At 35.0% G+C, this 19,988-nt stretch carries 16 protein-coding genes; 11 read left to right on the top strand and 5 right to left on the bottom strand.

Features of this window, described 5'->3' with window-relative positions:
- Positions 1-45 precede the first annotated feature (45 nt).
- From truA to IFO69_RS17195, 4 genes are all read right to left on the bottom strand, one after another.
- Entirely contained in the window at positions 46-828 is a 783-nt protein-coding gene (gene truA / locus IFO69_RS17210) for a tRNA pseudouridine(38-40) synthase TruA (RefSeq protein WP_192011372.1), read from the bottom strand.
- A gap of 63 nt (positions 829-891) precedes the next feature.
- The gene (egtD, locus tag IFO69_RS17205; protein WP_192011371.1) at positions 892-1,854 is read right to left on the bottom strand and encodes an L-histidine N(alpha)-methyltransferase; all 963 of its coding nucleotides are present in this window, start codon (positions 1,852-1,854) and stop codon (positions 892-894) included.
- A 12-nt stretch (positions 1,855-1,866) separates the two neighbouring features.
- On the bottom strand, positions 1,867-3,009 hold the full coding sequence (gene egtB / locus IFO69_RS17200; RefSeq protein ID WP_192011370.1) for an ergothioneine biosynthesis protein EgtB: 1,143 nt from the start codon (positions 3,007-3,009) through the stop codon (positions 1,867-1,869).
- A gap of 68 nt (positions 3,010-3,077) precedes the next feature.
- Positions 3,078-4,016: a succinylglutamate desuccinylase/aspartoacylase family protein gene (locus tag IFO69_RS17195; RefSeq protein ID WP_192011369.1), complete on the bottom strand. Its 939-nt coding sequence runs from the start codon at positions 4,014-4,016 to the stop codon at positions 3,078-3,080.
- Positions 4,017-4,166: 150 nt separating this feature from the next.
- Here IFO69_RS17195 and murB point away from each other — a divergent pair, with 150 nt between their 5' ends.
- Positions 4,167-5,186: a UDP-N-acetylmuramate dehydrogenase gene (gene murB, locus IFO69_RS17190; protein ID WP_192011368.1), complete on the top strand. Its 1,020-nt coding sequence runs from the start codon at positions 4,167-4,169 to the stop codon at positions 5,184-5,186.
- On the opposite strand, the gene IFO69_RS17185 is transcribed toward murB, so the two are convergent.
- Complete coding sequence (locus tag IFO69_RS17185; RefSeq protein WP_192011367.1) at positions 5,183-5,665, bottom strand: deoxycytidylate deaminase; 483 nt, start codon at positions 5,663-5,665, stop codon at positions 5,183-5,185. The two genes, murB and IFO69_RS17185, sit on opposite strands and share 4 nt — an antisense overlap.
- Positions 5,666-6,031: 366 nt before the next feature.
- On the opposite strand from IFO69_RS17185, the gene IFO69_RS17180 reads away from it, so the two are divergent.
- The 10 genes from IFO69_RS17180 to IFO69_RS17135 all read left to right on the top strand — a co-directional run bounded on the left by IFO69_RS17180 (position 6,032) and on the right by IFO69_RS17135 (position 19,977).
- Entirely contained in the window at positions 6,032-6,769 is a 738-nt protein-coding gene (locus tag IFO69_RS17180) for a polysaccharide biosynthesis/export family protein (RefSeq protein WP_192011555.1), read from the top strand.
- 11 nt (positions 6,770-6,780) lie between these two features.
- Entirely contained in the window at positions 6,781-9,192 is a 2,412-nt protein-coding gene (locus IFO69_RS17175) for a GumC family protein (protein WP_192011366.1), read from the top strand.
- 429 nt (positions 9,193-9,621) lie between these two features.
- Positions 9,622-10,710 (top strand): hypothetical protein, encoded by a 1,089-nt coding sequence (locus IFO69_RS17170; protein WP_192011365.1) that lies wholly within the window; start codon positions 9,622-9,624, stop codon positions 10,708-10,710.
- A gap of 53 nt (positions 10,711-10,763) precedes the next feature.
- Positions 10,764-11,675, top strand: coding sequence for a glycosyltransferase family 2 protein (locus IFO69_RS17165; protein ID WP_317173483.1), 912 nt, complete (start codon positions 10,764-10,766; stop codon positions 11,673-11,675).
- Between the two features lie 18 nt (positions 11,676-11,693).
- Positions 11,694-12,908: a polysaccharide pyruvyl transferase family protein gene (locus IFO69_RS17160; protein ID WP_192011364.1), complete on the top strand. Its 1,215-nt coding sequence runs from the start codon at positions 11,694-11,696 to the stop codon at positions 12,906-12,908.
- A 68-nt stretch (positions 12,909-12,976) separates the two neighbouring features.
- Complete coding sequence (locus IFO69_RS17155) at positions 12,977-14,533, top strand: oligosaccharide flippase family protein (RefSeq protein ID WP_192011363.1); 1,557 nt, start codon at positions 12,977-12,979, stop codon at positions 14,531-14,533.
- Positions 14,534-14,593: 60 nt separating this feature from the next.
- The gene (locus tag IFO69_RS17150; RefSeq protein WP_192011362.1) at positions 14,594-16,120 is read left to right on the top strand and encodes a GNAT family N-acetyltransferase; all 1,527 of its coding nucleotides are present in this window, start codon (positions 14,594-14,596) and stop codon (positions 16,118-16,120) included.
- 54 nt (positions 16,121-16,174) lie between these two features.
- Positions 16,175-17,830 (top strand): GNAT family N-acetyltransferase, encoded by a 1,656-nt coding sequence (locus IFO69_RS17145; RefSeq protein ID WP_192011361.1) that lies wholly within the window; start codon positions 16,175-16,177, stop codon positions 17,828-17,830.
- 11 nt (positions 17,831-17,841) lie between these two features.
- Positions 17,842-18,750, top strand: coding sequence for a polysaccharide deacetylase family protein (locus tag IFO69_RS17140; protein WP_192011360.1), 909 nt, complete (start codon positions 17,842-17,844; stop codon positions 18,748-18,750).
- A 147-nt stretch (positions 18,751-18,897) separates the two neighbouring features.
- On the top strand, positions 18,898-19,977 hold the full coding sequence (locus IFO69_RS17135; protein ID WP_192011359.1) for a glycosyltransferase: 1,080 nt from the start codon (positions 18,898-18,900) through the stop codon (positions 19,975-19,977).
- The last annotated feature ends 11 nt before the right edge of the window (positions 19,978-19,988 follow it).

Here is a 19,988-nt window from a genome sequence, read left to right as displayed (position 1 = left end):
ATTAAGAAGTCCCAAAGCCCTACTCAAACGAGCAGGGCTTTTTCATTAAAAGGAAACATGGTGTAGCACCAATCCCCTTGCCTCAGCTTTCTTGGACAAAGGAAATACACTCATTTCTCCTGCAAGTGCATTTTTCAATTGGGCAAGAGTCAATTTATGACTCCCCAAATCAATCAAAGCTCCCATCATTAACCTTACCTGATTCCTCATAAACCCTTTTCCTTTAACACTGAGGCAATAAACAGGTTCAGAAATTTCCCATTCCACATCTGCATGTTTGTATTCCTCTAGACTTGATTGCTTAATTTCTCTTTTGAAAACAGTTTCAGGCTTAGGCTTGGTACAAAAATTTCTAAAATCATTTACTCCCGAAAATAGAGCTGCTCCCTGTTTCATCAGCTCTATATCCATTTGCTCTTTGATCACCACCACAAATGGAGCTGAAAACGGATGAGGCTTATCTCCAAATGAAAAATAATACCGATATTCCTTTTCCTTTACATCTTGAATAATGTTAAACTTTGCACCTATGGGCTCTGCTGCTATTAATCGGATATCATCAGGTAAATATTGGTTAACGCCATTAATCAGTCCATCCAAATTGACTTCCTCCGTAGAAAACAATTCAAAAAAACCTCCCATGCAAGAAACACCAGCATCGGTCCTACCCGCCCCTAAAATATTAAAATCTCCATGCCCCAATTTCGCTTTAAAAGCTCTTTCCAACATTTCTTGAATGGTTTTCACCCCTGGTTGCTTCTGCCATCCGTGATAACGAAAACCCAAATATTGAACCTTGAACAAATATGTATGCGGCTTACTTTTCATAAAAAAACATTCATCCACCGCGAAGGTAATGTTTTATATAAAACTATTTAACTTAGAGGAAGCTCACTTTTTTCTCCAAAGGCTATCCGTAAAATATCCATCACAGTCTTCAAAATTTTCCAACACTTCAAAACCACTATCTTCTGCCAGCAGCAAGAGCTCATCTTTATCGTACTTTTTGGATACCTCAGTATGGATGGCCTCTGCTTTTTTAAACTTAAAACGCTGTTTCAAAGCCTCAATAGTGACCTCTTGTTCCACTAAGCTTACCAAGTAACTCCTGCACTCGCCATTCACAGGATTGTAAACTGGCCAGTGTTTAAACTTGGTCAAATCAAAATTTCCGCCAAGCTCTTTGTTAATCCTAGTCAAAATGTTCAAGTTAAAATCCTTGGTAACACCTTGGCTGTCATCATAAGCCCGCAATATCAATTCGGGATCCTTTTTAAAGTCAAAACCAATCAGCGCCATATCACCTTCTTGCAAAGATCTGGCAATTTTCCTTAGAACCTTCACGGCATCATCCCAAACGAAATTCCCAATATTGGCCCCTAGAAATAAAAGTAAGGTTTTGGTTTTTCTATTCCAAAGTGGATCCTGCAATGCATTTTTATAATTGCTAACAATAGGAGAAACCTCAATTCCTGGATAAGAAACATGCAATGAAGTTTCCAACTGTTTCAAGACATTTCCAGAAATATCGATTGGGTAATAGGTAAAGTTTGCTTTTTGGTTGTACAAATATTCAAGGAGAATTTTCGTTTTAAGACCATCACCAGCCCCCATTTCCACCATATTGAATTCTGGAAAATCTAATATCCTTTCCATAATACATCTATGATGTTCTTCCAAAATAGAAAATTCCTTCCTTGTCAAATAATACTCAGGCAATTGCATGATTTTCTGAAACAACTCATCTCCTTTATGGTCATAAAAGTATTTGGAGGACAAAAATTTATTATTTCCACTAAGTCCAACCGATACATCTCTGGCAAACTCAGTATCTTTTCTAAGAGAATATTCCATAAGTTTTTGAAGTTATCTTTTACAAAGTCTAATTCCTGTAAACTGCCATCGGTAATGTGGGTGAAAAAAATTGCGGTAAGTATTTCTTGAATGCCCAGGTGAAGTTGCTACTGATGCCCCTCTTAAAACCATCTGATTCACCATAAACTTACCGTTGTATTCACCAATGGCACCTGGAGCTTTTTCAAACTTAGGATAAGGCAAATATGCAGAGTTGGTCCACTCCCATCTATCTCCCCAAGAAAACTTATTGGAAGCCACTTCCCATTCAAACTCAGTAGGAAGCCTGTAACCTGACCATTCTGCAAAAGCCGCCGCTTCATAAAAGGAAATATGACTTACTGGTGCATTGGGATCTAATTCTTTTAGTCCGTCGAGAGTATAGTAAAAAACTTTATCTTCTTTTGCCAACCAATATAAAGGAGCTTTTATATCATCAGATATTACCCAAGACCAACCATCAGAATGCCAATAATCTGGGTTACGATACCCTCCGGATTCAATAAATTCCTGATACTCTTGATTCGTCACTAGATTTGATGAAATTATAAAGTCATCTAAATAAACTTTATGACTTCCCAACTCATTATCAAAACAAAAGCCATCACCTTCGTGCCCTATGGGATAGATATCTTCTTTGATTTTCAACCAACCCCTTTCTGACTGATTAGGATATTCTTTGATATTAAGTACAGAAGGCAGCAATGGATTTAGCCATAGGTTATATTTCAAATCCGTAATTAACAACTCTTGATGTTGTTGCTCATGATTAAGGCCAAGGGTAATAATTTCATCAACCTCATCAGAAAATTGGTTATCAAAAACACCTCTCATTTGCTCATCGATGTATCCCCTATAGTCAAAAACCTCCTCTATCGTTGGCCGGGTCATCAAGCCTCTGTGGTTTCTGGCTGTTCTCTCTCCCACTGCGTTATAATAACTATTGAAGAAAAAACTAAAATCTGGGTGGAATTCATTATAATCAGGCAAGAATTTCTTCAAAACAAATGTTTCAAAAAACCAACTCGTATGTGCCAGATGCCATTTTGCAGGGCTCACATGTTCCGCCGCTTGAATCACAAAATCTTCCGTTTCAAGATGCGTGCACAAAGACTCACTTCGATCTCTAATTTGCTTGTAATTTTCAAAAGTCATGGTTTTCCAAAAGCAATTTTAATGCCTAGGTTAAGTAAAGCAACTGAAAATCAACTTGATTCATTTTATCATACTTTTCCGATATGAAATACAGCATCTCCTGCATTTACCACTGGAGAATAATTCATCCCAACAATGTATCCATTTGCATTGCTTTTCACTGGCACCTTTACTTGACCATAAGGATCAGAAATACGTGCCAATACTTGTCTTTTCTTTATTTCGTCTCCAGGCTTGACAACTGGGGTGAAAATTCCTGAAATTTTGGCTCTAGTCCAGCTACTCTCTTTTATTACCAAAGTTTCATTATCTGGTAATGTTTCATCAATAATCCCCAAATGGTTTAAAAGTCTTTTGGTTCCTAAAATTGCTTCCTCAACAGAAAACTCATCCAACCTCATAGACTCCCCCCCTTCATAAACCAAAATATGTTTCTTGGATTTAAATGCTTCTTTTCTGAAAGACTTATCAATATGGGATGAATTGATAATAAAACGCGTGCCAAAGGCCTTCGCCATTTCCATCCCAATTTTATCTTTAAAATCGACTCTTATTTGTGGGTAATTAGAAAGCATCCTACCTCCTGTGTGAATATCTATCCCATAGTCTATAATTGGAATGATCTGTGTAGTTAATATATAAGCTATCTGAGAGGCAAGAGAACCTTTGTTGTTTCCGGGAAAACTCCTGTTCAGGTCCCTACCGTCGGGAAAAGTCCTACTGTTACTCAAAAAGCCGTAAACATTGACTAAAGGAATATAAATCAGAGTACCTCTTTTGGGTTGAAAAATCTCTTCCTCAAGCATTCGTTTCACCGCTACCACACCATTAATTTCATCACCATGTACACCACCACTGATCAATACCACGGGACCATCTTCTTTGGCACGATGTATAAATATAGGTAAATCAATCAATGTATGTGTTGGAAGTCTTGCAATGGCAATTTCAATATTCACCGACTGACCTGGCCTTATCCTGATTCCATTAATGACCATTTCTTTCATATGCGTTTATCTTTTCGAAAGCTTGTGACACTCTTTCTTTCTTATTGAACAAAATCTTGTTTATTTCGCATTAGGCATTTCACTCGACATGATCTGATAGAGACGGTAAATAAAGTTTTCGAAAATGCCCACTAGAACTAAAACTTATCCATGAAGATACAAGAAAACATTTCTTTAAAATCATACAATACTTTTCAAATAGACAAAAAAGCTAGATTTTTCACAGAAGTCCAATCCATCCAAGAAGTCCAAAAAGCACTTAGGATGGCGGAAAACCGTAAAATTCCAGTATTTATTTTAGGTGGAGGCAGCAACATCCTTCTTACCAAGGATATTTATGCTATGGTCATAAAAATGAATATTACAGGCATTACTGTTCAAAAAGAGAATCAAAATAATATATGGGTAAAAGTTGGTGCGGGCGAAATATGGCACGACTTCGTCCAATATGCCATTAATCAAAACTGGGCCGGAATAGAAAACTTATCTTTGATCCCAGGTACCGTTGGAGCTTCACCCATGCAAAACATTGGTGCTTATGGAGTAGAAATAAAAGAAGTTTTTGATCACCTTGAAGCTGTCAATCGGGAAACCTTGGAAGTCGAAATATTCAATCATGATCAATGCAATTTTGGGTACAGAGAAAGTATTTTTAAAAATACTGTTCGTGATAAATATGTGATCACACATGTCACATACAGACTTTCAAAACACCCATCTCCAAATATTACTTACGGAGCTATAAAGACAACTCTTCAGGAAATGGGTATTTCGGAAGTTGGGATTACCATCGACGATATCAGTAAAGCGATCATATCTATCCGACAAAGCAAGTTGCCAGATCCAAAACTGATCGGCAATGCAGGAAGTTTTTTCAAGAACCCGGTGGTGAGTCTTGAACATTTTGAAAAGTTAAAAGCTTTACATCCAACTATTCCTGGATATCCGCAGTCAAAAGAAGTAAAAGTTCCTGCAGCCTGGCTTATTGAGCAAGCAGGTTGGAAAGGACGTACTTTCGGATCTATAGGAGTGCATAAAAACCAGCCATTAGTTCTAGTTAATTATGGAGATGGAGATGGAGAGGCGATTAAAGCACTTTCAGAGAAAATACAAACGGATGTAGAAAAGAAGTTTAACATATTATTACACCCTGAAGTAAACTTCATTTAGATCAATACATCTTCAAAAGTAATTTCCTTCTCATACTTGTCTACCAACACACCAAACTTTTTCAAAAACTCCACACCTTCATCAAAAGGAAGTCCCTTGTATTCTGCATAGGAATACATATAAATAACCTTAGCTACTCCCATCGAATAAATAATCCTGGCGCATGCCAGGCAAGGCGCTAAAGTCACATATAGTGTAGAACCTTCCACGGAGGCGTTGTTTTTAACAGCGTATAATATAGCATTCTGCTCTGCATGCAAGGCCAAAGAACAACTCCCTTTGCTATCTCTGCTGCATCCAGTTTCAGGAAATTCTTCATCACAATTATGCGTGCCAGGAGGAGGGCCATTATAACCAATTGAAATTATTCTAGTGTCTTTAGTCAATACAGCCCCAACATGCTTTTTAATACAATGTGATCTTTTTGCCAGATTCACTGCCAATTCCATAAAAATATCGTCAAAATCCGGTCTTATCATTATTCTTAGTATCTAATTGCTCCCAAAAGTACATAAGAATTAAAAAGTCCGAAAGTAATTGTATCAAAATAGGGCTAAACAATCGAAAAACAGCATTTCTTAAAAAATGGAACAAAGTGTTTAAAAAGTGCTCAAATCGACCCACAAAACAACTTTCGACTTTTTTATGTATACAAACATCATTTTTTTTAATTTAAAATTGTTTTATAGAATATTTTTTTTTTACCTTTAAGACACAATCGAATACCATAATTTTTATCATTCTTATTCAACTATTCAATAATGAAACACTTAAGAATTTACATTGTTTTCTGCATCACCTGTATGCTCTCTTTTAGCTGTATTTCTAATAAAAGACTAATCTACATGCAAGAGCAGAAGTCTGAAGAAATGGTAGCAAGTTCAAGTGGCATGAAAGTTCACCAAATCGAAGAATATAAATTACAAGCAAACGACGTAATAGATATTAACATCAGAACCACAAGCCCCGAGTTAAACCTTCTATTTAATGATCCCGCTGCTGCAAATAGTAGTAATGCAATGCGCGGTCTAGCTGATGGAGGCGACATCTATTTTATGACTGGTTACACACTAGATGATGATGGTTTAATTGAACTTCCCGTTTTAGGAGAATTGAACTTATTGGGGCTAACTACTTCCGAAGCCAAAACATTGGTAGAAAATGAAGTTGTTAAATACCTAAATGAAACCGCAGATTCATTCGTTCGAGTGCGACTTGGGGGGATAAGGTACAGTGCTTTGGGTGAATTCAACCGACCTGGAAAATATACAATTTTACAGAATAGAGTAACAATATTTGAGGCTATTGCAAATGCAGGAGAAATGACAATAGTAGCTAATAGGGATAAAGTCACATTAATTAGACAATATCCTGAGGGATCCAAGGTATATAAAATTGACCTTTTGGATGATAGAATAATGGAATCTGATTTTTACTTCCTAAGGCCCAATGACCTTATCTATGTAGAACCTATGAAAGTCAGAGAATTAGGAACAGGAGCTACTTTTATACAGACTTTCCAGCTCTTGGTCACCACACTTACATTAGGAGTTTTGATCTATAATGCCACCAATAACAACTAAAAGCAATGAACATGAACAACAATACCGAGTTTGAATATTACACCGAGGATAATTCAAACAACCTCGACATAAAAGAATTTTTGGGAAAATACCTCAAATTCTGGCCCTATATCGTTGCTTCTGTCCTCCTTGCAGTAACTGGAGCATATTTCTATAACCTAACCAACCCTTCAGAGTACAAAGTTGAGGGAAGGTTAATGATTGAAGCAGAGACCAGTGGTAATGTACTTGACTTAACTGGAAATGTTCCTGTAAGTGGTATTCCCTTATCCAACAGGATTTTCAACCAGATAAATATCTTAAAATCAAGACCGTTGGCTAATGAAGTTCTGGATAAGCTGGATTTTGACGTTGAATACTATGAACTAGGTACTTTTCAAAACAAGGAGGTATATGAAGAATCTGCTCTCCAAGTGGTAGTAGATTGGGAGCATACACAATTAACTGAAAGTGATTTTGAGATATCTTGGAATAACAATAAATCCTTTTCTGTAAACTTTCCTGAAGGCGAGTACAAAAAGTTCAATCCAGATAAATCACGCTCGCTCCTTTATGAACACCCTGGATTTGGTCCGAAAAGCTTCAGTTTTGATCAATGGGTAGAACTACCTTTTGCCCGATTTAAAGTTTCTGTTCCTCAAACCGAGTCCGGGGATTATTTGGTACAGTTCAGAGATCGGACAAGTTTAGTAAATCAATATGTTGGTGACAATTATACTGTAGCCCAAGTAAATGCCCTAAGCTCTATATTAAGTATAGAATTAGTAACTACAGTTCCAGAAAAAGGCAGGAGATATATCAATGAATTAATGGCTACGTTCCTCGACAATGGACTAAAAGAGAAAAATCTTCAAGCCAGTAAAACCGTAGACTTCATTGACAATCAAATTTCCGGTGTATCTGACTCTCTATCTTTTATTGAGAATAAATTAGAAAGGTTCAGAAGTAACAATAGGACCTATAATATAGGAAGTGAAGGTAATACAATCTTTACTAAAATCACTGAACTTGAGACTGTGCTTTCCCAAGAAAGATTCAAAAAGCAGTATTATGAGCAACTTCAAGATTATCTCGTGAGAGAAAGTTATGATAACATTATTTTACCTTCTGGTATCGGAATTGAAGACCCTATACTAAACCGATTAATAGAGGACCTGATTCTTTTGCAGTCCGAAAGGTCTCAATATTTGACTACACAATCTAATTCTTCTCCCAGCGTAATTGCTGTTACCAAAAAAATATCTGATCTAAACGAATCTATTAAAGAGGTTCTCAGAAATGTCAACAAAAATTCAGAAATGACAGTTTCTGATCTCGAGCGAAGACTAGCAAAAACCGAGTCCGAGTTTAGCCGACTTCCTGTAACTGAGCAGAACCTATTAAGAATCCAAAGATCATTCACGCTCAACGAGAACATCTATACTTTTCTAATGCAAAGAAGAGCAGAGTCTGCCATAGCCATGGTATCTAATTCTGCTCCTGATAAAATAATTGAGAATGCTGTTCCAATTTTTGTTCCACTTAAATTGAAACCATTAACAAACTATATTCTCGCAACTGCACTTGGCTTTTTAATTCCAATTATCATTATCTCGATTATAATTTTCACTAACGTAAGAATTAAAGACCGAAAAGAGCTGGAGAAAAAGTTGACAGCACCATTACTGACATCAATTGGTCACAATAAAACCGATAAAAGCCTTGTAGTGTTTAATAGAAACAAATCAGGTATAGCTGAAGCATTTAGAGCTTTGCGAACAAATATCACCTTCATTGTCCCTAAAGATAAGCACCTTACCATTGCAATCTCTTCAACAATTGCAGGTGAAGGAAAGACATTTACATCAATGAACCTTGCTTCGGCCTATTCAATAAGTGATAAAAAAACGATACTGATAGGTTGTGACCTTCACAAGCCTAAAATATTTGATGATTTCAAACTAACTAACAACTTAGGCTTATCTACCTATCTCAGTAATCAAGTGGATAATATCGATGCAGTCATTCAGAAAACATCATTCCCTAACTTAGATGTGGTTTTGGCTGGGCCCACTCCTCCCAATCCTGCCGAACTTCTAGTAAAGCCTAGATTTGAAGAAATGTTGCTCGAATTGAAGAAAAGCTATGACGTTATTGTTTTAGACACACCTCCACTTGGCTTGACAAGTGAAACACTCTCCATACTAAGACAGGTAGACTTGACCCTTTGTGTTCTAAGGTATAATTACAGTAAGTTTTCCTTTATTGAAGACATTAACTTTTTACGCGAAAGCAAAGGACTGAAAAATATTTATGCAGTATTCAATGATGTAAGTACGAAGAGCCTGAACTACGGAGGATATGGATATGGCTATTATTCTGACGACAAAAAGTCCAATGTTCTAGACAAAGTATTCAAAGGAAGTGGTAGAGCAGCAGTATAGCAACAAAAGCTGTTCTCCCGTCTCTTAACATCCATTATTGCTAGTTAGCAACAAACCCAAAACCATTTTTTATTAAACCAGGAAGGATTCAAACACTTCCTGGATTACCTCTCAGATTTTTTTCGAACGCTAAGTTCCTTATGGGACTGACCGGGCGAAGCTGTATCAATCCTTTTGAATTTTTTAAAAAAATGACAATAAAATAGATAAAAAATGATCATTGTAATACTCGCCATACTATTAATAGCCTCATTTATTTATGACCAAAAGAAATTCATCTACCATGTTGTCATCTTTTACCTTTTATATGACATGTTTGATGGATTCTATGATCAATATAAGGTCTTTGCTATTGTAAGGTATGTACTACCTTTTACTTTAGTTTTGATCTATATGTTTAGAAACAAGGTCATTAAAAACACAGACCTAATGTTTTTGATTTTTACAGGTTTCCTCTTGAGCTTGCTCATCTTCAATCACGGTGAAATTATCCAATCTGCAAAAATAACCTTCTCTATTATAGTAACCGTATCAATGTTATTAGTAGGAAGACATGTGGGGCAGACTACTAATTTTATTGAGGAGTTTGAACCTTATAATAGGTTCATGCTAGCCTTGATTCCAGTATATGTCATTTACGCCAATATATTTAATGTAGGCTATTCCTACTCAGCCAGTTTTACAGATGGTTTCCTGACTCACTCAAGAATGTATATTGCCCCTATCTTAATTTTTATGGGTATTCAATATATATTGGAAGAAAGAGAAAGATCTACATTCATCAAGATTGTTGATGCTATAATTATCGGCGTTAACATAGCTATTTTAATTGTAATCACTCGAAGAACTTCCATTGGAATGATCGTGGTAGCCATTTTAATTTACTGCGCGTTTAATACAAAGGTTATTTTTAAAATGGCTATGATCTTATTTTTTATGGCAACTATACTTGTTCTAGCTTATCCCCTTTATGAAAAGCCACTTCGTGAACAAATGGCTGAAAGGGAACGAATACAAAATCTTGAAACTTACGAAAATGAAGGTAGAGTGAGGGAAACAATATTCCTGTGGGACCATCATAATAGAGAACAAAGTGCCATGGAATTATTTTTTGGGGTTCAGTTATTTGACACCGAAAGTTTCGGGGTAAGGTATTTTGGCATTCCTAGACCTATTCACAGTGATATTAATATGATAATATACAGCACTGGTTTAGTCGGTTTCCTCATCTTCTTTGCTTTCTTTTCTTACTATTTGCTTCTTGGAAATAACTCAATAAGCAAACCAAACCGAAAAATATTCTATCCGCTTTTAGCTATGTTTCTTGTGGTGCTCCTACCTGGTAGGTTTATAGGCACTTTTACCTTTGGTCCATTATTGATGCTATTGCTCACTGCCACCAAACATGGTAGAAAATATAAATTGAAAAAACGTGTCAAACTCAAAAAAACTCGCTATAGACAATTAGTTCCTCCTGTGCCACATGAAAAGACTGTCGCAAAAAGCCTTAGTAATTAAATCAATCCCAACTTTTCTAATTAAAAAAATAACTAACCAAAAATTCTTCAAAGGTGCAGTTTGATGGTAAAATGTTCAGTGTAGTAATTCCTTTATTCAATAAAGAACAACATATAGAAAAAACCATAAGGTCAGTTCTCAACCAAACTTATAAGGAATTTGAAATCATCATTGTAAATGATGGATCAACGGACAAAAGTTTAGAAGTATTAAAAAAATTTAATGACAATAGAATTAGAATCTTTTCCAAAGAGAATGGAGGTGTCTCGAGCGCTAGAAATTACGGTATAAAAAAAAGCAGTTATCAGTACATTGCTTTCTTGGATGCCGATGATACATGGTTTGAAAAATATTTGGAAAAAATGCATTCTCTAATCGTTCAGTACCCTCAAGCCGGAATGTTTAATAGTTCTTATGAGATGGAATTCAAAAAAAGGCTCATAACACCTAATTCTCATCTCGAGGAAGGTTTAGTGGCAAATTATTTCAAACTATCTATTTCTAGCCCTATCTCTTGGACATCAGCCACAATTGTAAAAAAAGAAGTATTTGAAGAGGTTGGATATTTTCCAGAAGGTATGATTGGGGGGGAAGATGTATTCATGTGGACCAAAGTTGCAATTTCCTATCCTGTTGTTTTTACTCCTGAAGTATTGGTTCTATATAATAAAGAACAAAGTAATATTGCTTTAAGGGCAGGCAAAAAAGACACTTGTAAGGAATCATGGAGCGACCTCTATTCGGAATCCAATAAAGACTTAAATAAATTCATTGCCCAAAAAGCAATTATGAAAGGGAAGCGATACTCTTGGGGTGGATTTACAAATGAAAGTCGCAAAATTGAAAAAGAGTTTAAATACATAAATCAATATGAGGATATTAGCCATAAATGGAAAACTTTATACATCCTAAACAGAACCCCCAACTTTATTAAAAAGCTGATTTTAAAAATTAAACAAAACTAACTTTATTCCTTATTTTTTATGACCAAGAAAATTTTGATCACACACATTGCCACCACCCTTAATTATGGAAGCGCAATGATGGCAATCAATTTGATAAGCAGAATTAAGCCATTTCTCAATGACACTGAGATATATTGTGAATGTGATAATTACAATTTAGATAGAATAAAAAAAGGAACTCAACTAGAGGATATAAAACCTTTTGAATCTCAGCACAGCAGAGATATTTCTATTGGACAGAAATTCAAAAAGTACATTCTTGGAAAAGATCCATCTATATCAAGTATAACAGACCATTTTGACATGATGATCATTCTTGGGGGAGATGACCTATCAGAAACTTATAAAAAGGGAGCTATTTTAAGAGGTTCAATTTATCACTCAATCAATAAAAAATGCAGAGTGATATTGGCAGGTCAATCATTCGGTCCATTTTCAGGTACAACCAAATTAATCACCAAAAGGCTGTACAAAAATATCCCTATCATCACAAGGGATGACAATAGTTTTGAATTCTCTAAAGGATTGGGGATCAAAGACGTTATCAAAAGTAGAGATCTTGCTCTTTTGGCCCTCCCCAACCAAGGACAGTTTGGTGAAATTATAGAACAATTGCCTACAGAAGGTAAAGAATATATTACACTAGTTCCATCTGGTTTATGGAGCAAATATACCTCAGACCAAAGAGGTTATACTGAAACTTGGATAGGAATTATCAATCTTGTAAAACAAAAGTTCCCTAAGCACATGATCATTTTGCTAGGACATGTCTTAGGGCCACCTAAATCTGATGATCGAGTAAGTATCAATAAAATCCTTCAAGGCCTTTCGAAACAGGAATCCCAAAATGTCGTGCCGATAACCAACGAATTACAGCCAGCAGAAGCTCGACAGATACTAGGTGGTTCTAAATTGGTGATTACTGGTAGGATGCATGCCGCTGTATCTACATTTTTTATGAGAAAACCGGCCATTTCTCTAGCATATAGTGAGAAGTATTCAGGTGTGATCGGAAGAGGACTGGATTTAGCAGATCTCATCATTGAGTCTAGAAACCGCAATTGGGGAAAAAATTCAGAAATCATTGATGAAATAGATGCAAAGGTGGATTATATCTTAAACTCATATGGAGGTTTAGTAAAAAAGATTGACCAAAAAGTTGATGAATGCAGCAAAATGGTTGAAGATCAAATCAACTTTATCCTTAAAGAAATCAATGCACTACCAGCATGATAATTTCTTTCTAACACAATTTCACAAGACGTATTCTTCACCAATTTGCACCTAATAATTGAATCAAAATGAATAACAAGCCTTTTAAAAGACAGTTCCCTAAAAACCTCACAATGAATGTTATTTCATTTGGGGTAAATATCGTCATAGGACTTTGGCTTGTCCCCTATCTCATTAAATACATAGGAGTAGCTGCATATGGTCTTGTTCCTCTGGCTATGGTTTTTACCGAGTACATTAGTATTATAACCATATCCATTAATGGAGCCATTACAAGGTTTATTACCATTGATATTCAAAAGAAAAACTGGATAAGTGCAAATCAGACTTTTAACACAGCATTCTTTGCAATGGTTACTCTTATCCTTGTCCAAATACCACTACTTTTTTATATCACTTTAGATTTGACCAATATTTTTGAAGTTCCTAATGAACTAGTTACTGATGCATACTATTTATTCAGTTTCACATTTGCAGGGTACTTGCTCTCCCTAATGAGTAGCATATTTAGCACATCTATGTATGCTTATAACAGATTGGATTTAAGAAAGATTGTGGACATAAACAGGGTTGTTTTTAGGATAATAACTATCGTACTATGTTTTAGCATATTTGAGCCATCATTAAAGTATGTGGGGATTGCAAACTTTGTGGGAGCAGTAACATCATTCCTATACGCTACAAACTATTGGAAAAAGCTAACTCCTGACCTAATCATTTCAATGAAACATTTCAGGCTTCCAATACTAAAAAAATTGGTTAGCATGGGAGGTTGGCTTATTGTGAATCAAATTGGTTTTTTACTTTTTCTTAAGGTAGACATATTTGTGGTAAACAAATTTTTTGGGGCAGAAGCTACTGGAAAGTATTCAGCCGTCCTGCAATGGAACGTCTTGATCAGAACAATGGCCAGTGTGCTTAGTAATCTAATAGGACCAATGCTTTTAATATCTTTCGCCAATAACCGAATTGATGATGTTATTAAAATAGGGAAATTAGGTGTGAAATTTCTTGCAATTGGCGTGGGGATAATGACTGGGATTATCTGTGGATTATCCAACCAATTACTCACGCTTTGGTTAGGCCCAGAGTATGCTCAATATTCATCATTGATGATCATCATGCTGTGTCATCTAGTCATTAATTTAGGGGTCCTGCCTTTGTTTCCAATTAATACTTCTTTGAATAAAGTGAGAGTTCCTGGATTGGTAACGGCAGGAATGGGAATCGTAAACCTTATTTTAGCAATCCTATTCGTTACTTATTTTGATTTTGGCTTTTGGGGAGTAGCTCTTGCAGGAGCAATAGCCGTTACGGCAAAAAATGGAATTTTCACTCCTTGGTACTCTAGTAAAATATTAAATATTAGCAAATTAGAATTCTACATACCTCTACTTGGGGGTATTTTCCTATTCATTTGCTCTTTTTTCTTTGCTTCGATTGGTAATCAGTTGGTTAACATATCCAATTGGTTTATCATGTTTGTAGTTGGCACAATTGTCTTTTTAATTGTGACAATTATGTCCTGGTTTATTTTTATGAATAGCTCTGACAAAGAAATGGTTACATCTATGATCGGCCCTAAATTGAGAGCAATAACCAATAAGTCAAGCAGCAATTCTTGATAAAGTAGGCCCATAACCTATCGCTAAATTTTATCATCTTAATTTCTAACTTTAATGAAAATGTTAAGTTATATTTTTAGTAATAAGACCAGCATTGAACACCAACCTCAAGTTTACATCCAAGATAACGCTTGTTCACTTTTGAATGACAACATCTTCCAAGAAAAGTGGGACAAACTATATGAAGACTGTGAGTGGGCTACAGTATTTCAAAAGAAGGAATTTATACTTACTTGGTATCAAGTCAATGCAAATGAATATTCCCCAATCATTGTATTCTTAATACAAGATGACAAACTACTAGGTCTGCTGTGTCTTGCTACCAAAAAGAAGAAGAAAGGCATTGAAAAACAATTTCCACTAAGGATTATAGGAGCTGGGGCATACGATGCAGAATATCAAGTCTGGATTTCAAAAAGGGAGGATAGTGACTACTTTATATCCAGTGCTTTAAAAATATTGTTTGAAGAATTTCCAAAGAGTAATTTGTTTCTTCGGTTTATTCCGGATTCTACTATTGTAAATGTAATAACAGAATCAAAAGAATGGAATAACCATGCGGTTCCATTAGCAAATCATAGACCCTTAATGGACTTTAGTCTAACCGATGAACAAAAACTATTTAAAAAAAGGCATCTAAAAGCTAAATATAATCGAATCAGTAGAGTAGGAAAGATTGAGCTTAAAGAAATAACAGATTCTAAAGAATTCGATGGTGTTTTAAAAGAAGTTTTGGTGTTTTTGGATTTTAGACAGGCTTATATGTTTAATAAATTACCTTCCAAAAAAGAGCCCAATAAACCTCTCTTTCTTAAATCTCTCTTTGAAAAAGATCTACTCCATGTATCAGTGTTAATTTTGGAAAACGAAATTATAAGTTCCATTATTGGTATGAAAGATAAAAAATGGGTTCATTTGGCAGGATTGATTTCCTACTCACCATTTTATGCCAAACATTCCCCGGCCTTGGTTCATTTTTTCCTATTGGGGCAGCTTATGAAAGACCAAGGCTTTAACGTCTTTGATTTAACACCTGGCTATGATGCATACAAGGAGCGCATCTCTACTAGCAGTGATGAAGTGATAGAATTAACTATTAGCAAAAACCCATCATTCAAATTAAAGAAGAGTATCAGAAAACTATTACATACTTCCCTTCTTAAGTTTAATATCAGGCCAATGAGCTTTAAACTTAAGATAAAGCGTATGAAATACATGTTAAAAAACAAGCCTATTAAGCTAATAAACTCAATAAATATTTCCTTACATAAGGCAGATCAGCATAATGATTTTTTATTAGAAAATCATGAATTCTCGAAAAATAGCCTAGCTGCTCTACTTTGCTTTTCTGATAAAAATTCTGATTTTACTAAATGGGAATATCTTCAAAAAGCAGCTTCTTATATTGAAGAAGGCCATCATTTTTACACTATATCTTCAAATGATCTATTGGAAGCTTGTGTTTGGTTTGAGGCTCCAAGTGAAGATGTGGAAAAACCCAAAATACTAAGCACCTACTTTCATCCATCAATAGAGCCTTTTAAAGATCAAATCATTTCCCATATCGAGGTAATAATTAATAAATAGATTCACTGCTTTCATTTAGCATATTTTTTTCCAAATCAAATTGAACAGATCAAAATGAAATTAATTAAAAATAAAGAAGCTTTCACTTTATTAGCACAAGAAGATTTCCTAAAAGCTTGGGATAAACTCTATTCGGCTTGTCCTTGGGCTACCATTTTTCAAAGCAAAGATTTTGTTTTATCATGGTTTGAAAATTACCTCGATGATTACCGTCCAATCATCCTGACCGACTGGGATGGGAACCATATGTCTGGTCTTTTCTTACTTACCATTGATGAAAAAGTATTAAGAGTACCTGGAATTACGCAAGCTGAATATCAAACTTGGTTAAGTACTATCGAGTCTAATGATCTGTTTATAACAAAGGCACTTGATAGAGTAACCAAAGAATTCCCCAACTATACTATAAAGTTAAAATATGTTCCAGCGCATACTCCACTAGCATGGTGTCAAAATAAAAAATCTTGGAAAAACAAAACATTTTTAAAAAAGCACCTCCAACCTATTATGATTGGAGATGAAGAAAAAATTGACAAGGAACTCAAAAAAAAGAACAAAAAAGAAAAAATTAACCGACTTAAGCGTAAAGGAGAATTAACCTTTGAACGGATAACTTCGATTGAGGATTTTAAGTCTATATTGGATGAACTCATCATTCAAAGCGACTTTAGAAAAGGAGCCATGTTCGACAAACTCACTTTTCAAAATGAACCCAATAGAAAACAATTTATAATCGATGCATTTAAAAAAGGGATTCTTCATGTAACAATATTAAGACTAGACAAAGAGATCATTGCCTCAAATGTAGGCTTTATGAGTAGCAAAGTAGTTCATCTACAGGGCATAAATACGCACTCTCCTAGCTATGCCAAATATTCTCCAGGAATACTTCATTTTTTCATGCTAGGAAAACTGGTATGCCGAGAGGAAACGGAAATTTTCGACTTAACCCCTGGCGGAGCTGATGGCTACAAAGGAATGCTAGCCAATGCTTTTCTAGAAACTCATGAACTCACAATATGCTCTGAATGGACCAAAAAGAAATTAGAAATAAGAGGATACTTCGCAAGGCATTTAAAAATAATTCTAAAGAAGAACAATATTAATACACAAAAAAGAAAAGCTTTCTTTCTGGAATTAGAAAACAAAAAGGAAAAGGCAAAACATACCTTTCAGTCTGAAGATGACTTTGAAGTGACAACAGATATTATTGATCCATCCAAAAGACCTGAAAAAAATGTCTTTTATAACATCAAGATCAATGAACTACCGCTAGAAATCCCTTGTAAACCCATCCGGCCAAACAAACTTGAGGATTTCTTTCTCTTCGATCCAAAAAAATCATCCATAACTAGAAAAGATTTTCTATGGGATAGCATGAAAAGAATGGAGCTAGGACATGAATCATTCACCTTGATAGATAAAGGTAAACTAGCTGCAGTCCTTTGGTATGTTCCTGCAAATACAAAATCCGGTGAGAGGGAAGAAGGAAAAGACATTATTAGAAATGAAGACATTTTGTTATTTTCCTTACACTCCAAGGAAAGTTTCACTTTACTAGTCGATTTTATAATTTGCATTGCAAACCACGTTAATGAAACTTATTCTTTGGATAAAGATCTAAAACTTCAGATAAGGGAAAATGACAATTATTTATTGAAACTCTGGAACGAGCACAAAATCTATGAATCACATTTTTTTAACCTCTAGTTTTTAGTTTGATGAAAAAAAGCATTAGAAACTTCTTTGCCTATTTTGTAGCAAAATCTTTAATTCTGTCTGGTAAAGTCAATAAAGCAAAGAAAGCGGCACTAAATGGTGATCATATATTATCCATCTATTTTCACAACCCTTCCAAAGATGAATTTGAATTCGTAATTAACTGGCTTAAGAGAAATGGCTTCAATTTTTTAAGCTTGGACGATTATTACAAGATTTTAAACGAAGAAATAAAATTCCCTAAAGGGTCTGTAATGATCACGGTAGATGATGGATGGGCTTCCAATGTTGAAAACATGGCAGCTGTAGCTGATCAACACAAAGTCCCCATTTCCATTTTTCTAGCAACAGAAGCGGTAGAGCAAGGTTCTTTCTGGTTCTCCATTGTAAAAAAAGCTTCAAAATCTAATTTAAATTACCCTTCTTCTGAGGAACTAAAACTTCTTCCAAATGAAAAACGATTGGAAATAGTGAACAAAATAAGGAAAAAAATCTTATCGAAAAGAGAAGCCATGACAATAGATGAAGTAAAAAGAATAATTAAGTCTGATTATGTTACAGTAGGTGCACATAGTCATTCCCATCCTATTTTGATAAGATGTACTGACAAAGAGCTAGAAGAAGAAATTAAAATTTCAAAGCAAAAGGTCGAATTGTGGACAGATTCAGAGATCAAATGTTTTGCCTATCCCAATGGAGATTTCGGATCAAGAGAAATTGATATGCTTAAAAGGCATAATTTTGAACTAGGTTTTGCAACAACTCCTATTCCCATAACCAGAAACCTCCTTAAAGAAAAGTACGCTATTCCAAGAATCGGTTTTTTAGAAGGAGGTTCTAAAGCTGAGAACATTTGTAGAATAACTGGAGTTTGGCATTCAAACACCAAAACTGTTTTTAAAAAAAATTAGTTATTAGAGATTTATAATATATATATTGTAGGTATAATCTGCAAATCACACTTTTTTCGTATTTAACTGAAAACCAACACATTTAAGCCACCACCAACTTATTTGTTTAAAACTACTTTTCCATTACTAACCTTAATAATCAATTGAATGGACCCATTAATTAAAAAAAATGACTATTTGGATGACGTTGTGATAGAAGAACAAAAGGAAGATCTATTTACTGTAGAACTAAGTGAGAGAGCTCTTGTCCAAACTTCGAATGACAGGCCTAAAAAAGTTCTATTTGTATCATCAGGAAATTTAAAAAACTTTGACCTAGCCCCATTTATAAAAGTTCAAGGAGATTCATTGGCTGAAGTAGGCATTCAAGTAACTTATTTTAAAATAAAAGGTAAGGGTTTCCTCGGATATATCCGGAACATTAGAAATCTCAGAAGGATAATCAAGCAATATGATTTTGATCTAATACACGCACATTTTACGCTTTCAGCATGGGTTGCTGTGCTTACCTTCCCAAAAACGCCACTTGTTTTGTCATTAATGGGAACAGACGCATTGGGGAGAATCAAGAATTCTTGGAAAATCCCATTGGTGAGTAACTATTTAACTACCTTAACCTATCTTATTCAACCTTTTGTAACCACAATCATTTCCAAATCTCCCAACATTGATAAGTATGTATGGCTTAAGAAAAAATCCTATATACTCCCTAATGGTGTTGATTTTATAAAATTTGATGGAAAAAGAACTGATTTTAAAAGGGAATTAGGATTGAGTTACAATAAAAAACATATACTCTTTTTAGGTAGTACTCAAGACACAAATAAGAACTTTAAATTATTACAAAGTTGTAAAGACGAACTACAACTCAAGGGTTTTGAAATTATTGCTCCTTATCCTGTAAACCATGAAAAAATAGTTAAGTACCTATCCTCTGTTGATCAACTTGTCATGTGTTCCCTTCAAGAGGGATCTCCTAACGTAGTAAAAGAAGCCATGGCTTCGAACTGTAAGGGAGTATTCACTAATGTAGGCGATGTTCAAAAATTAGTTAATAATACTCCTGGCTATGCAATTACAGAAAATAATAAGGATGACTTAATCAAGAAAATACTTATGGTAGATAAGATGAGCACCTGTGAAGGAAGAAAAAAGCTCCAATCCTTGGGGCTGGATACCAAAAGTGTTGCAAATAAACTTAAAAACATCTACATAAAATCACTTTAAAATTATTATCC

The sequence above is a fragment of the Echinicola arenosa genome, assembly GCF_014841125.1.
GTDB classification, from domain to species: domain Bacteria; phylum Bacteroidota; class Bacteroidia; order Cytophagales; family Cyclobacteriaceae; genus Echinicola; species Echinicola arenosa.
The sequence above is the reverse complement of the archived record's forward strand: the minus strand, read 5'-3'. Positions and strand labels throughout refer to the sequence as shown.